General features: G+C 69.9%; 10 protein-coding genes. 2 read left to right on the top strand and 8 right to left on the bottom strand.

What is annotated here, in order from left to right; genetic code table 11:
- Nucleotides 1-26: 26 nt before the first annotated feature.
- Nucleotides 27-1,433, top strand: a complete 1,407-nt coding sequence (gene gltX, locus AAG895_RS12080; RefSeq protein ID WP_345792257.1) for a glutamate--tRNA ligase — start codon at nucleotides 27-29, stop codon at nucleotides 1,431-1,433.
- A gap of 93 nt (nucleotides 1,434-1,526) precedes the next feature.
- Here gltX and AAG895_RS12075 read toward each other — a convergent pair whose 3' ends face one another.
- The 5 genes from AAG895_RS12075 to lysS form a co-directional block, all read right to left on the bottom strand.
- Nucleotides 1,527-1,967: a phasin family protein gene (locus AAG895_RS12075; RefSeq protein WP_345792256.1), complete on the bottom strand. Its 441-nt coding sequence runs from the start codon at nucleotides 1,965-1,967 to the stop codon at nucleotides 1,527-1,529.
- 136 nt (nucleotides 1,968-2,103) lie between these two features.
- Nucleotides 2,104-2,772: a response regulator transcription factor gene (locus tag AAG895_RS12070; RefSeq protein WP_345792255.1), complete on the bottom strand. Its 669-nt coding sequence runs from the start codon at nucleotides 2,770-2,772 to the stop codon at nucleotides 2,104-2,106.
- Nucleotides 2,769-3,974: an ATP-binding protein gene (locus tag AAG895_RS12065; RefSeq protein ID WP_345792254.1), complete on the bottom strand. Its 1,206-nt coding sequence runs from the start codon at nucleotides 3,972-3,974 to the stop codon at nucleotides 2,769-2,771. The genes AAG895_RS12070 and AAG895_RS12065 overlap by 4 nt, the downstream gene beginning before the upstream one ends.
- A complete protein-coding gene (mnmC, locus tag AAG895_RS12060) occupies nucleotides 3,971-5,911 on the bottom strand; it encodes a bifunctional tRNA (5-methylaminomethyl-2-thiouridine)(34)-methyltransferase MnmD/FAD-dependent 5-carboxymethylaminomethyl-2-thiouridine(34) oxidoreductase MnmC (RefSeq protein ID WP_345792253.1) in 1,941 nt (646 codons plus the stop codon). The genes AAG895_RS12065 and mnmC overlap by 4 nt, the downstream gene beginning before the upstream one ends.
- A 66-nt stretch (nucleotides 5,912-5,977) precedes the next feature.
- Nucleotides 5,978-7,513: a lysine--tRNA ligase gene (gene lysS, locus AAG895_RS12055; protein ID WP_345792252.1), complete on the bottom strand. Its 1,536-nt coding sequence runs from the start codon at nucleotides 7,511-7,513 to the stop codon at nucleotides 5,978-5,980.
- A gap of 232 nt (nucleotides 7,514-7,745) precedes the next feature.
- Here lysS and AAG895_RS12050 point away from each other — a divergent pair, with 232 nt between their 5' ends.
- Complete coding sequence (locus AAG895_RS12050; RefSeq protein ID WP_345792251.1) at nucleotides 7,746-9,542, top strand: methyl-accepting chemotaxis protein; 1,797 nt, start codon at nucleotides 7,746-7,748, stop codon at nucleotides 9,540-9,542.
- Between the two features lie 33 nt (nucleotides 9,543-9,575).
- Here the strand turns inward: AAG895_RS12050 and AAG895_RS12045 are convergent, their stop codons facing one another.
- From AAG895_RS12045 to AAG895_RS12035, 3 genes are all read right to left on the bottom strand, one after another.
- Nucleotides 9,576-12,368 carry an AAA family ATPase gene (locus AAG895_RS12045; RefSeq protein ID WP_345792250.1) on the bottom strand — a complete coding sequence of 931 codons (2,793 nt, stop codon included), beginning with the start codon at nucleotides 12,366-12,368 and terminating at the stop codon, nucleotides 9,576-9,578.
- Between the two features lie 203 nt (nucleotides 12,369-12,571).
- Complete coding sequence (gene trmA, locus AAG895_RS12040; protein WP_345792249.1) at nucleotides 12,572-13,678, bottom strand: tRNA (uridine(54)-C5)-methyltransferase TrmA; 1,107 nt, start codon at nucleotides 13,676-13,678, stop codon at nucleotides 12,572-12,574.
- Between the two features lie 133 nt (nucleotides 13,679-13,811).
- Nucleotides 13,812-14,522, bottom strand: coding sequence for a hypothetical protein (locus tag AAG895_RS12035; RefSeq protein ID WP_345792248.1), 711 nt, complete (start codon nucleotides 14,520-14,522; stop codon nucleotides 13,812-13,814).
- Between the last annotated feature and the right edge of the window lie 3 nt (nucleotides 14,523-14,525).

Here is a 14,525-nt window from a genome sequence, read left to right as displayed (position 1 = left end):
CGAACGAAACACCACTGAATGCAACGATGACTTCCGCTCCCCGTCCCGTCCGCACCCGCTTCGCTCCCAGCCCGACCGGCTATCTCCACATCGGTGGCGCGCGCACCGCGCTGTTCTCGTGGGCCTTCGCCCGCCGCCACGGCGGCAGCTTCATCCTGCGCATCGAGGACACCGACGTCGCCCGTTCCACGCCCGAAGCGGTGCAGGCCATCCTCGACGGCATGCACTGGCTGGGCCTCGAGCACGACGAGGGGCCGTTCTACCAGATGCAGCGCATGGACCGGTACAAGGCGGTCATCGGCCAGATGCTGGCCGCGGGCACCGCCTACCACTGCTACATGTCGCCCGAAGAGCTCGACGCTATCCGCGAGGCGCAGCGCGCCCGCGGCGAGAAGCCGCGCTACGACGGACGCTGGCGCCCCGAGGCCGGCAAGACCCTGCCGCCGCCGCCCGCGGGCGTGCAGCCGGTGGTGCGCTTTCGCAATCCGGCCGAGGGCGTGGTGGCCTGGGACGACCTGGTGAAGGGCCGCATCGAGATCGCCAACGCCGAGATGGACGACTTCATCATCGCCCGCGCCGACGGCACGCCGACCTACAACTTCTGCGTGGTGGTGGACGACTGGGACATGGGCATCACCCACGTCATCCGCGGGGACGACCATGTGAACAACACCCCGCGCCAGATCAACGTGCTGCAGGCGCTCGGCGCCGAGGTGCCGCTGTACGCCCACCTGTCGATGATCCTCGGCGACGACGGCACCAAGCTCTCCAAGCGCCACGGCGCGGTGAGCGTGATGCAGTACGACGAGGATGGCTACCTGCCGGATGCGGTCATCAACTACCTCGCGCGCCTGGGCTGGAGCCACGGCGACGACGAAGTCTTCGGCCGCCAGCAGTTCGTCGAGTGGTTCGACCTCGACCACATCACGCCCTCGGCGGCGCAGTTCAACACCGAAAAGCTCAACTGGCTCAATGCCCAGTACATCAAGAAGGCCGACGATGCCTTCCTGGCGTCGCAGGTTGCCAGCCGGCTCGCCCGCCGCGAGGTCAACCCCGAGACCGGCGTCACGCTCGAGGCGGTGGTGGCGCTCTACAAGGACCGCGTCGCCAACCTCAACGAACTCGCCGACTCGGCCGAGCTGTTCGTCGCCGACGTGCATCCGGCCCCCGAGGTGATCGGTCAGCACCTCACCGACGTCGCCAGGGCCGCGCTCGCGAGCCTGCGCGCCCGACTTGCGGTGGTCGACTGGAACAAGGCTGCGCTCAGCCAGGCGATCAAGGAAACCATGGCCGAACATGGCCTGAAGATGCCGCAGGTGGCGATCCCGCTGCGGGTCGCGGTGCTCGGCGTGCCGCAGACGCCGGCGATCGACGCGGTGCTCGAGGTGCTCGGACGCGAGCGGGTGCTCGCACGGCTCGATCGGCACCTTTGAACCGTGGAGTCGCGACTTTCGAGCCGCGCGCTCCGATGAAGCAATAAGCCCCGGGCGAGGCCGGGGCTTATTGCTTTGGGGCGCCGTGCGGCGTCAGGCAGCCTTGCGTGTTGCGCGGCCGCGCGCCGCGGGCTCGGCGTTCAACTCGAGCGTGGCCGCGGGGGCGAGCTTGCGGGCTTCCTCCAGCAACGCGTTCATCGAGGTCTGGACCTGCTCGAGATGGCGGTTGCCATGTTCGACCATGTCGCTCTGCGCTTCGGCGCAGACCTCGGTGATGCGGCGCAGGTAGTCGCCGAGCTCCTCGAGACCGCGGCTCTGGGCGGCGACCTGCTTCGCAAGGGTTTCGTGCAGGTCGGTACCGGCAAACCCGGTCGGTGCGGACACGACCGAATCGCACAACGCACGCGCTGCGCCGAAGTTGAGGGCGAGCAGCTTTTCCGAGGCGTCGAGCCCGATCAGGGCGTAGGCCTGCAGCTGCTCGATGTTGCTATGGGCGGTCTCGGCGAGCTTCAGGTAGGCAGGATGTGTCGTCATGGCAGGGTCTCCGCAAAGGATGCCGTGGGAATGTCTCGAACTCGGAATGTTAAGCGACGGCCCGGAACGGGCACATACCGTGTTCGCCGTGTTTTGCCTACCGGTTTACCGGTAGGCGGCAGCGCGCGCGGAGGATTCAGGCGCCGCCCGGATCACCGGGCAGGGTGGTCGGGCTGATCCCCTGCGTGATCGCGTAGCGGGTGAGTTCGGCCACATTGTGCAGGTCGAGCTTGCGCATCAGGTTGCGGCGGTGCACCTCCACCGTCGAGGCCGCGATGTGCAGGCGGTCGCCGATCTGCGCCGAGGTCAGGCCCTCGGCGATGAGCTGCAGCACCTGGCGCTCGCGTGTGGTCAGGCGCGGCGCGGCGGCGTAGAGCGGGCCGCGGTCGCGCAGGGCGTTGGCTACGGTGGCGGCGACGTCCGGGCACAGGTAGGTGCGCCCCTCGCGCACCGTATGGATGGCGCGCAGCAGTTCCTCACCGGCCTCCGCCTTGGTGATGTAGCCGCGCGCGCCGGCATCGAGCAGGTCGATGACGAACTGACGGTCGGCGAAGGCTGACAGCCCGATCACGCGCACGCCCGGGTGGCGGGCGAGCAGCCGGCGGGTGGCCTCGATGCCGTCCATGCCCGGCATGGCGATATCCATGCAGACGAGGTCGACCGCCTGTGCGGCGGCGATCGCCAGCACTTCGTCGCCGGTCGAGGCCTCGGCGACCACCTCGAGATCGGGTTCGCGCGCGAGCAGGGCGCGCAGGGCATGGCGGAACATCTGGTGGTCGTCTGCAAGCACGATCCGCAGGCTCATCCCGGGCCCTCCTGCGTACCGCGGCGGTGCAGGCCGCGGTGCGCGCGCTCGGCGGCAGGAGGCGGGCTGGCCGGCGCCTCGCCGGGAGGGGGCGCCTCCGCTGCGGGGATGGGCAGCGTCGCCTCGATCTCGGTGCCGTCGCCCGGATGGGTGCGTAGCACGAAGCGGCCGCCGGCGAGCTCGACGCGCTCGCGCATGGTGATCAGGCCGAGCCCGGGTACGCTGCCCGCCTCACCCAGGCGCGACAGTTCGAAGCCCACGCCATCGTCGGCGATGCACAGGTGGATGGATTCCGCGTCACGCGCGACCCGGATGCGTACGCCACCCGCGCACGCGTGCTTGGCGCAGTTGGTGAGCGCCTCCTTCACCAGCCGGAAGCACAGTGTCTGCAGTGCGAGGGGCAGCGTACGCGCATCGGCGCCGGGGGCGACTTCGATCGCCACCTCGAGGCCGGTGCGTGCGCGGAACTGCTCGGCGTACTCGCGCAGCGCGGGCTCGAGGCCGGCGTAGTCGAGGGTGGCGGGACGCAGGTTGGTACAGATCTCGCGGATGCCCGCGGTGGTGTCGGCGAGCAGGGCCGAGGCGTCGTCGAGCATCGGCTCGACCTCGACGCGCACGTCCGCAGGCAGCGCCTCGACCAGGTTCGCGAACAGGATCCGCAGTGCGGCGAGGTTCGGGCTTGCGCGGTCGTGCAGGGCGCTGGCGAGTTCGCGACGCTCGCGCTCCTCGATCGCGACCAGGTGGGCGGAAAGCTTTTCCAGGCGGGCAAGGTGCTCGAGGCGCTCGGCTTCCAGTTCCCGCCGCTCGCTGATGTCCTGCACGGTGCCATAGAGCTTGTACACCTCACCCTGGCCGTTGCTGACCGGAACGATCACGGTGACATGGCGACGGCGCTGGCCCGAGGGCAGTACGACCTCCTGTTCGAGCGCGCAGCGCTTGCCGGTGTCGATCGCCTGCCAGAAGAGGTCGCGCGTGCGCTCGAGCGATTCGGGGCTGTAGTAGCTCAGCGCCTCGTTGATGTCGGGCACGCCGAGCGCGTCCGGGCGCTCGAACAGGCGGAACAGCTGGCGCGACCAGTGCATGCGGCCGCTGTGGCGTTCGAGCTCCCAGTCGCCGACGCGGGCGAGATCCTGGGTGGCTTCGAGGCGGAACTTCGCACTGTCGAGTGCGGCGCGCAGGGCGTCGATCTGGCGTTGCTTCATTCTTCTATGCGTCCGCCGGGCGGTGGGCGCAGCAGGAAACGCGCCGGGTCGATGGCCTCGCCGAGGTCGCGGGTCAGCGGCAGCGGCTCGCCCTCGAGCCGGCTGGCGAGCCACTCGGCGGCGAGCGCCGCCCACACCAGCCCGCGCGCGCCATAGCCGGAGAGCGCGTACAGGCCAGGCGCGCGCGGCAGCGTGGCGAGGCGGGCGCCGATGTCGCCCTTGGCGGTGAGGGCGCCGGTGGCGGCCGCAGCGGGCAGCGCGCCCACCATCGGCAGGCGGTCGGGCGAGGCCGGGCGAAAACCCACCCGGCCATCCAGGCAGTTGGCGTCGAGGTGGGCGGCGAAGCCCGGCAGCATCGCCTCCAGCTTGGCGAGGTTGTCCAGGTGGTCGGCCATGCGCAGGCCGTTGTCGTCGTCATCGACCGCGAAGGTGGCGCCCGCACAGCGCAGGCCGTCGACCGCCGGGCTGACGTAGCCGCCGCGACAGACCACGACACGCGGCGCGCTGCCGGCGGCCGCGGGCAGGTGGGTGACCTGGCCGCGCGCGCTGAGCACCGGAAGCGCATGCGCCAAGGCAAGATCGCGCACGCCGGTGCCAGCGGCGAGGATGGCGACGGGCGCTTCGGCGATCTGCCTGCCGTCCGCGTCGAGCGCGCGCCATGCGTCGACGCCGGGCTCGAGGCGGGCCACGCGGCGGCCGAAGTGGACGCGCAATCGCGCGCCGGCCGCGGCCAGGCTGGCGGCGCACAGGCTGGGCGGCTGCACCCAGCCGCTGTCCGCAAACCACCAGCCGCCGCTGGCGACGGCGCAGCCGGCGATCGCAGCTGCGGTGTCCGCATCGACGTAGGCGAGGTGCGCTGCGGGAAGCGCCAGCCGCTCGACCACCGCGCGCATCTTCTCTTCCTGTCGGGCGTCGCGGCCGAGATGCAGCACCCCGCAGGCCTCGGCCCGTAGCTCGAGACCGCGCCTGCGCAGGCGCGCGATGTTGCGCCAGCCATGGAGGCTGCCCGCGCGCGTGAGCCTGCTCATGCGGTTGTCGTCGAGACTGGGCAGCGGACGCATCACGCCGGCAAGGTTCCCCGACGCGCCCTGGGCGCAGACCGGCGCTTCGTCGACCAGATCCACGCTCCAGCCGCGCTCCGTCAGGCGCTCTGCGAGCGTGCACCCGGCAATGCCCGCGCCGATGATCAGCGCATGACGTGCCCCGGCGTGCGCCGGCGCGGTGGTGCCGGCGGAGGGCGCGCGCTCGAGGCCGCCGCGCAGCATCTGCCATTTGCCGGCGAAGCCCGGGGCCTTCTCGACCGCGAAGCCGGCGTGGCGCAGGCCCTCGCGCACGCTGCCCGCCACCGACCAGGTTGCCAGCGTCGCGCCCGGGGCCGCGAGGCGGGCGAGCAGGTGAAAGACACGCGCCGACCACAGGTCGGCGTTCTTCGCGGGTGCGAAGCCGTCGAGATAGAAGGCGTCGGCGCGCGTGACCAGCTGCGCGAGGCCCTCGGCCGCTTCGCCGAGGTAGAGCGTCAGCGTGACGCGGCCATGATCGAGGTTGAGGCGATGCAGTCCGGGAGTGAGTACCGGCCACTGTGCGTGCAACTCGTCGGCGAGCGCGGCGAATTGCGGCCAGCGCGCGTGGATGCTGACAAGGTCCGCGACCGTGAAGGGGTGCAGTTCGACCGAGACGAAGTGCAGCCGCGCGCTGCGCTGCGGGTCGGCGCGCCACGCGGCCCAGGTGGTGAGGAAGTTGAGGCCGGCGCCGAAGCCGGTCTCGACGATGGTGAAGTGCTCGCGCGCCTGCCAGCGACCGGGCAGTCCGTTTCCGCCCAGGAAGACGTGGTGGGGCTGGCCGAGGGCGTCGTCACGCGCGTGATAGAAATCCCCGAACGCGCTCGAATAAAGCACGCCGTCGGCGTCGTGTTCGAGGCGTGCGGGGACGAGTGGCATGGCCTGAGAGGTCCGCCCGACCGCCGGCAGCGACGGCTTCCAGCCACCGCCGGGCGGCAGGTCCGATCAGAGCGCGTTGTCCTGCAGCGAGGCCGCGGCGACGTACTCCGGGCGCATCTGCGGGAACAGGATCACGTCGCGGATCGCCGGCGCGTCGGTGAGCAGCATCACCAGACGGTCGATGCCGATGCCGCAGCCGCCGGTCGGGGGCAGGCCGTACTCGAGCGCGCGGATGTAGTCGGCATCGAAATACATGGCTTCCTCGTCACCGGCCTCCTTGGCCTCGACCTGGGCGCGGAAGCGCGCGGCCTGGTCCTCGGGGTCGTTGAGCTCGGAAAAGCCGTTGGCGATCTCGCGGCCGACGATGAAGAGTTCGAAGCGCTCGGTGATCTCGGGGTCGGTGTCCGAGGCGCGCGCAAGCGGCGACACTTCGACCGGGTAGTCGATGATGAAGGTCGGCTCCCACAGCTCGGCTTCGGCGCAGGCCTCGAACAGCTGCAGCTGCAGGCTGCCCAGACCGCCCGGCTTCACCTTCTCGCCGAAGGCGACGATCTTGGCCTTCAGCCAGTCGGCATCGGCCAGTTGTTCCTCGGTGAAGCCCGGGTGGTACTTGCGGATCGCCTGCACGATGGTGAGGCGGTGGAAGGGCTTCGACAGGTCGAGCTCGCGGCCCTGGTACACGAAGGACTCGGTGCCCAGCGCCTCGCGCGCGGCGTGGCGGATCAGGCCCTCGGTGAAGTCCATCAGCGTCTTGTAGTTCGCGTACGCCTCGTAGAACTCCATCATGGTGAATTCGGGGTTGTGGCGCGGGCTGAGGCCTTCGTTGCGGAAGTTGCGGTTGACCTCGAACACCTTCTCGAAGCCGCCCACCACCAGGCGCTTGAGGTAGAGCTCGGGCGCGATGCGCAGGAAGAGCTCCATGTCGAGCGCGTTGTGGTGGGTGGTGAAGGGCTTGGCCGCGGCGCCGCCCGGGATCGGGTGCATCATCGGCGTCTCGACCTCGAGGAAGCCGTGGCCGGTCATGTAGTTGCGGATCGACTGCACCATGCGGCTGCGCGCGACGAAGGTGAAGCGTGTCTGCTCGTTCATGATCATGTCGACATAGCGCTGGCGGTACTTCTGCTCGACGTCGGTGAGGCCGTGGAACTTGTCCGGCAGCGGGCGCAGGCTCTTGGTGAGCAGGCGGATCTCCGCGGCCTTGACCGAGAGCTCGCCGGTCTTGGTCTTGAACACGGTGCCCACGCAACCGACGATGTCGCCGATGTCCCAGGTCTTGAACTGGGCATAGACGTCCTCGCCCACGCCGTCGCGTTGCACGTAGAGCTGGATGCGGCCCGAGAGGTCCTGGATGGTGACGAAGCTCGCCTTGCCCATCACGCGCTTCAACATGATGCGGCCGGCCACCTTGACCTCGACCGGGGTGGCCTCTAGCTCGTCCGCTTCTTTTTCGCCGTAGAGCTCGTCGAGCTTGCCCGCGGTGTTCTCGCGCGAGAAGTCGTTGGGGAAGGCGCGGCCGCTGGCGCGCCAGGCGGCGAGCTTCTCGCGGCGCTCGGCGATCAGGTGGTTTTCGTCCTGGGGCTGGGTGTTGGTCTGGTCGGCCATGGCTCGATGTTCGATGCGAAGGAAAGGGGAGCGCGGCAGCGTGGCGCCGGCGCGAAAGGCGTAATTGTGGCAGGGCCGGCAGGGCGGGGCAATTGCCGCCGCACTGGCGACCGGTGCGCTGCAGGTGCACTCGCGGGTCAGGCGCGGACAGGTGCCGCCGCGCCGAAATCCTAAAGTCCCCAGTGTGGGGACCGATAGAATCATCGAGCTTATCGTCAAATTGGAATATCCCATGAGCACCGCAGGGACTCTCTACGAGTACATCGAGCGCACCTTCTGGAACTCGCTCACCAGGAAACTCTTCAGCTTCCTGCTGCTATTCGTGGTCAATCTGGGCTATCTGGGCATCGGCTACAGCCAGCGCGCGGAGATCGAATCCGCGTTGAGGGCGGGCACGGTCGCACCCGAGACCCTCGTTGCGGTGGCGGCGGCCTTCGACGCGGGGCTGTACGCAATGCTCGCACTGTCCGCGCTCGCGCTCGCGATGATGCTCGGGCACATCCTTTACCTGCGCCACCTGATCGTGCGACCGATCCGCGTCATCACCGGGATCTTCGACGAGATCGCCCGCGGCGAGGGCGACTTCTCGCGCGACCTCCCGCTCACCACCCATGACGAACTACGCGAGCTCGCGGCGGGTTACAACCGCTTTGCAGCGAAGATGCGCGAGATCATCGGCAAGGTGCGTACGATGAGCGTGAGCATCGCGCGCGAGGCGGTTCAGGTGAAGCTCGGGGTGGAGCGCTCGGCCCAGGATGCCCGCCAGCAGGGCGAGATGACCGAGACCGTGTTCGAGGCCAGCACCCGGTCAACGGCGGCGATTGGCGAGGTTTCGTCCAATGCGCGCGAGATCGACGCCTCGACGCTGCGTAACCTCGACATCGCGCGCGAATCGCTCGCCGAGGTGCAGCACATTGCGGCCAAGATCAACGCGGTGAGCGAGAAGCTGCAGCGCTTCAATCACACGGTGGACGACCTGTCGCAGCGCTCGGAGAGCGTCAAGCAGATCGCCGCGCTGATCCGCGAGATCGCCGACCAGACCAATCTGCTCGCGCTCAACGCCGCCATCGAGGCCGCGCGCGCGGGCGAGGCGGGGCGCGGCTTCGCGGTCGTGGCCGACGAGGTGCGCAAGCTCGCCGAGCGCGTCAACCAGGCCACGCAGGAGATCGTCGGCAACATCAACGGCATGCTCGAGCTGGTCGGCGAGACCCGCGCCGAGAACGAGGTCATCAACGGCGACGTCGAGCAGACGCGCGATGTGGTGACGCGCTCGGCCAGCCAGTTCGAGCACATGGTCGGCGAGTTCGAGCGCACCGGCGGCCAGCTCACCCAGATCGCGGTCGGCATGGACTCGCTGACCGAGACCAACGCCCACGTGCACGCGAATGTCAGCGAGATCCATGAGCTCTCGGCCTCGGTCGCGCAGCAGATGGACGACTGCGAGCGGCGCACGCTCGACCTCACCAAATCCACCGAGGCGGTGCAGGAGCTGGTGTCGCGCTTCAAGATCGGCACGGGCGCCTTCGACCGTCTGGTGAACGAGACCCGCGTCTTCCGTGATCGCGTCCAGGCCGAGCTGTGCGCGATGGCCGAGGGGCGCGTCGACGTGTTCGACCGCAATTACCGGCCGGTCGGCGGCACCAATCCGCCCAAGTTCAAGGTCGCCTGGGGTGATGAATTCACCCGGCGCTGCCAGCGCATCCTCGACGAGAGCCTGGAGCGCGCCGGGGGCGCGGTGTTCGCGGTCGCGGTGAATGCGGACAGCTATCTGTCGGCGCACAACACCCGATTCTCGAAGCCGCTCACCGGCCACCCCGAAAAGGATCTGGTCGGCAACCGCACCTGCCGCAAGTTCGAGCGTCCGCCCGAGTTGCGCGCCGCGCGCAACACCGAGCCGATGCTGCTGCAGACCTACCTGCGCGACACCGGCGAGGTGCTGTGCGACATCGCCATGCCGATCATGGTCAACGGCCGCCATTGGGGCAACGTGCGCGTTGGCGCCCCGGCAGAGGCGTTGCTGGAGCGCTGAGGGCGCGGCATTGCGGACGCCCTCAGCGCCGTCTTAGTCCACCGCCCGCTGCAGCACCCCGATCGGCGGTGCCCAGTCGCTGCCCGGCTGCTTCTTGCGTGTCACCAGCGTCAGCTGCGCCGGCGCGAAGACATTGGCGTTGTGGGTGACCGGGGTGGTGATCAGGTACTGCGCGCGGGTGGCGCGCAGGAAGGTGCCGACGCGGTCGATGTTGGCGACGTCCAGGTGGGCGAAGGGCTCGTCGATGAACACGAAGCCGCCCGGGCGGGACTCGTCCATCAGCAGGCCGATGAGCAGGATCAGCGACTTCATGACCTGCTGGCCGCCGGAGGCCTCGCCGTCGTTCAAGCCCACCGCGCCCTTGCGGTCGAAGTCGAAGCGCACCTCGAGCCCGGCCTGGGCGAGCGCGAGGTCGTCGTTGTCCAGGTGCGGGGTGGGGCAGTCCACGCTGACGTTGGCGAGCTCGCCGAGCGCCTTCAGGTTCTTCGCGTACTGGCGCACGGTGGCGCGCAGCTTGGCGATGTAGGCGGCGCGCGCGTTGTCGGTGTGCAGGCGCGCGGTGGTGCAGTAGCCCTGACGGTTGAGATAGTCGCGCTCGCGCAGCGCGACCTCGGCGGCGAGCCGGTCGCGCACGACCAGCACCGCGGGGTCGGTGATCCAGTCGCCCTCGTCGAGATGGCGGCGCAGGCGCTCGAGCTGCAGGCGGGCGCCGCGGGCGTCGCCGTACTTGTCGGCGAGCAGGGCGAGCTCGCCGGTGTCCAGCCAGTGCGGCGGCATGCCGCGCCGGCGGCGGCGCAGCTTCATGATGCGTTCGGCCTGGGCGTGGCGGCGCGGGCCGTGTTCGCGCGCGATGTCGGCCAGGCGCAGCTCGATGGCCTTGAGCTCGCGGTTGCGGCGGTCGAGCTCGATCTGGATGCCGTTGAGCTTTTCGGCGAGGCGGTCCATCTCGCCGCGCGTCTCGCTGCGCTCGGCGATCGCCTCGGTGAGCGCCTTGCGCGCGGCGGGCAGCTCGGTCTCGGCGCTGGCGTAGGTCTCGGCCTTGGCGGCGAGCAGCTGCGCCGACTGCAGGCCGAGCAGGCGCTGGCGGATCAGGGTGAGCCGGGCAGCGGCCGCATCCAGCTTGGGGCGCAGGGCCTGGAGCTGCTTGTCGAGGCCGACGATCTCCTCCTGCAGCGCGGCGATGCGCGACTGGCGGGCGAGCTCGCCGAAGTGAAATTCCTGCGGCCGGCCGAGGTGGCGGGCACCGCGGCGCTCGCGGTGGTAGCCGTCGCGGGTGATCCACTCCTGCTCGCGCGGCAGCTCGCGCGCGGCCTCGGCATTGTCGACGCGGCGGATGCGGTTGAGCAGATCGGAGAGCCAGCGCGGCACCGGGGCGCTGAACTCCACCACCTCGGCCAGGCTCATCGGTCGCGGCGGCGGGGCGCTCTCGCGCTCGGGCACGATGAAGTGGCGGAAGCGCTCGCGCTCGCCGAGCGCCCATGCGGCGTGGCGGTCGGCTTCGCGCTCGAGCAGGATCAGGTGGCGGTAGGGACGCAGGATGGCCTCGAGCGCGGCCTGCCAGGCGGGGTCGGTGACCTCGACCACCTCGGCGAGGCTCTTGTGTGCGATCCCGTCTGCAGTGAGCTTGACGCGGAAGCGCGCCACTTCGCCATCGCCCGGCGGGCCGGCGCGGTTGCGCTCGCCGCGCAGCGTTTCGGTCTTCTCCTCGAAGGCGGCGAGCAGCTCGCGTTCCCTGCGGCGCAGGCTGGCCAGCGCCGCGTCGGCCTCCTCGTGCTCCTTTTCCAGTGCGAGCGCATCGGCGCCATGCTCGCTGGCGAGCTGGGCGCGCAGCATGTCGCGTTCCTCGAGCAGCTTGTCGAGGTCGCGCACGCGATCGTGGGCGGCGAGGTAGTGCTGCTCGGTGGCGGCATCGGCGTCCTTCAGGCGCTTGCGCTCGGCCTGTGCGCGCGCCTGCTCGGCGCGCACCGCGTCCAGGCGCTGGCGCGACTCGCGCTGCTCGACGAGCTTCTCGGCGCGCTCGCTACCGACGCGCTGCAGCGCCTCGCGCTCGCCGGCGATCTCGCGCTCGAGTTCGGCGATCTCCAGCCGCGGCACGATCTCGGCTTCCAGTGCCTGGGCCTCGTCGGCGAGCTGCTTCCACTCGAGGAAGCGATTGGCCTCGGCCTTCTTCTCCTCGGCCTGCGTCTTCAGGCGGTCGAGGTCGATGCCGAGCTCGCCGAGCTCACGCTCGGCCGACTTCTGCTCCTCGCGCGCAGCCTGGTAGTTGTCCAGCACCTCCTTGTCGCCGAAGACGTCGAACACCAGCTCGAGCAGCGCCTTGGGCGAGTATTCGCACAGCTTGTCGGTGTCGCCCTGTTCCAGCGCCAGCACCTTGGTGATCGCCGGCGTCAGCCCGCCCCAGGCCAGGCGGTTCTGGTAGTCGCGCAGGCCGATCCAGTCGCTGGTCTGTTCGAGCGCCTCGATCGGCAGGTTGCCGTCGACGATGGTGTAGTCGCGGATCCAGTCGCCGCCGGCCTTGCGGATGCGGCAGGCGAGGGTGACCTCGTCGGCGAGGCAGGGAAAGAACGGCCGCTTGCCGCTGTGCCCGGGCTGGTTGGCGACCACCGCGCGGATCCACGCGAAGCTGCGCTCGGCGCGGCGCACGTAGCGGCGGAAGTCGCGCTTGCCCGAGCAGCGCAGCGCAAAGAGGGTGCGCAGGGCGTCGAGCAGCGTGGTCTTGCCCGAGCCGTTGGGGCCGACGATGGTGATGATCTGCGCGTCCAGCGGCAGCGAGAAGCGTCGCCAGAAGTCCCAATGGACGAGCTCGAGGGTCTTGATGTGGAACATGGGGTATCAGTCTTGACGGGTGGCACCCGATGGCGATGTCCTGCTGCTGTGGGCGCTGGTGCAGAAGCTGGCGTGAGAACGGCTCTGTGAGTGCAGGTAGGCGATGGTGCTTGAGTAGCCGTGGGAGCGGGCTTGCCCGCGAATACAGCGGCCAAGCAGGCAAAGTTCGCGGGCAAGCCCGCTCCCACGGGAGGTTTTCATCGTCATCGCTTCTGTAGCAGCAGCCCGCACTCGAGGTGGTGGGTGTAGGGGAACTGGTCGAAGGCCGCCGCGGCCGCGATGCGGTGCGTCTCCGCCAGCGCGGCGACGTTGGCGCGCAGGGTCTCGGGGTTGCAGGAGATGTAGAGGATGTTGTCGAAGCCCTTCGCCAGCGCGATCGTGCCCTCGTCGAGGCCGGCGCGCGGCGGGTCGACGAAGAGCGTGGTGAAGCGATAGCCGGCCAGGTCGACGCCCGCCATGCGGCGGTACTCGCGGCCGCCGGCGAGCGCGTCGCTGATCTCCTCGCTCGCCATGCGCACCATGGTGACGTTGCCCACGCCGTTGTCGGCGAGGTTGGTGTGGGCGGCGCGCACCGAGGTCTTGCTCATCTCGGTGGCGAGCACGCGGCCGAACAGCGGCGCCAGCGCCACGGTGAAGTTGCCGTTGCCGCAGTACAGCTCGAGCAGGTCGCCCGCGCCTTGCGGGCCGGCGCCGACCGCCTTCGCCTGCGCGCGCGCCCAGCTGAGCATGTGCTGGTTCACGCCGCCGTTGGGCTGGGTGAAGCTGCCTTCGAACTGCTGGTAGCGCAGGCGCTGGCCATCGACCTCGAGCGCCTCCTGCACCCAGTCGCGCTCGAACACGATCTTCTGCTTGCGGCTGCGGCCGATGACCTGGATGTCGAGCGCGGCGGCGAGCGCGCGCGCGGCGGCTTCCCAGGCCTCGTCGAGCGGGCGGTGGTAGACCAGGCTGACCAGGCACTCGCCGCTCAGGGTGGCGAGGAACTCGACCTGGAAGATCTTGCGCCGCAGCGGCTCGCTCGCCTGGAGCGCGTCGCGCAGGCGCGGCATCAGGGTGGCGATCGGTTCGGCGGCGGCGGGGAAGGTGTCGAGCAGGATCGGCTGCTTCGGGTCCGCGCTGTCGAACATCGCATAGTCGATGCGGCCGTCCTGGTGCCACAGGCGGAACTCGGCGCGCAGGCGATAGTGCAGCGGCGCCGAGCGGAAGAGCGCGGGCTCGGGCAGCTCGAATTCAGCGAAGTCGGCGCGGTAACGTGCGAGCTTGGCGGCGAGCTGGTCCTCGTAGCGGGCGGGGTCGATGATGGGCAGGGGCATGAATTAGCGGGATCTTGTGACGGAAATGCTGAGTGGCCCTTCAGAGGCAAGGGCCGCTGCGGGAGCCGGTGCTGCGGGAGCCGAAGTTGAGGGAGCCGACTTTGCGGGAGCCGATGCTGTGGGAGCGGTGCGGTCACGCGTCCTCCGCGGGAGGGTCCTCGTCGGGGAGCACGTCTGCAAGGTCGAAGGCATTGCCCTCGGGCAGCGCGTGACCGGCGGCGGCGAGCACCTCGCCGAGCGTGCCGTGGATGATGCGGTCGGCCATCACGCGGTAGTCGAGCGCGAGGTCGAGCAGCGGGCCTTCGCTGATCAGGCCGTTGCGGCGCTCGATGAAGCCGAGGCGGGCGAGCTTGCCGAGCATGAAGTTGCGGACTTTCGTGCGCCCGCCCAGGCGCGGGCCGAAGTCGGCGATCAGGGAGGCCTCGGTGAGCGCGCCCGACACCGACTCGCCGTGGCCGACCGGCTTGTCGGCGCCGCCGAAGAGGTCGCTCTGGCCGTCGTCGGCGAGCTCGCGGCGGGTGACCTGGCGTTCGCGCTTGGGCAGCACGATCAGCGCCCAGAGGATCACCAGCAAGGCGATCTCGTCGCGGGTGAGGCCCAGGTTGCTGGCGGCGTATTCGCGGCCGGCACCGAACACGGGCTCGGCGAGCTCGGCTTCGAGTGCGACGCCGACATGGGCGGCGTAGGGATTGTCGAGCAGACGCAGGCCGACATCGGCCAGCCGCCGGTCGAGTTCGAAGCGGAAGGTCTCGTCCACCAGCGCGCGTCGCACCAGCTTGTCGTTGCGCGGCAGCCAGCGCTGCGCGAGCAGGCGGGCGGTGAGGGTCTTGAGTTCGTGTTCCATGAA

It is taken from the genome of Thauera sp. JM12B12, from assembly GCF_039614725.1.
Taxonomy (GTDB): domain Bacteria; phylum Pseudomonadota; class Gammaproteobacteria; order Burkholderiales; family Rhodocyclaceae; genus Thauera.
Note: the sequence above shows the minus strand (reverse complement) of the source record. Positions and strands in the feature narration are given on the sequence as shown.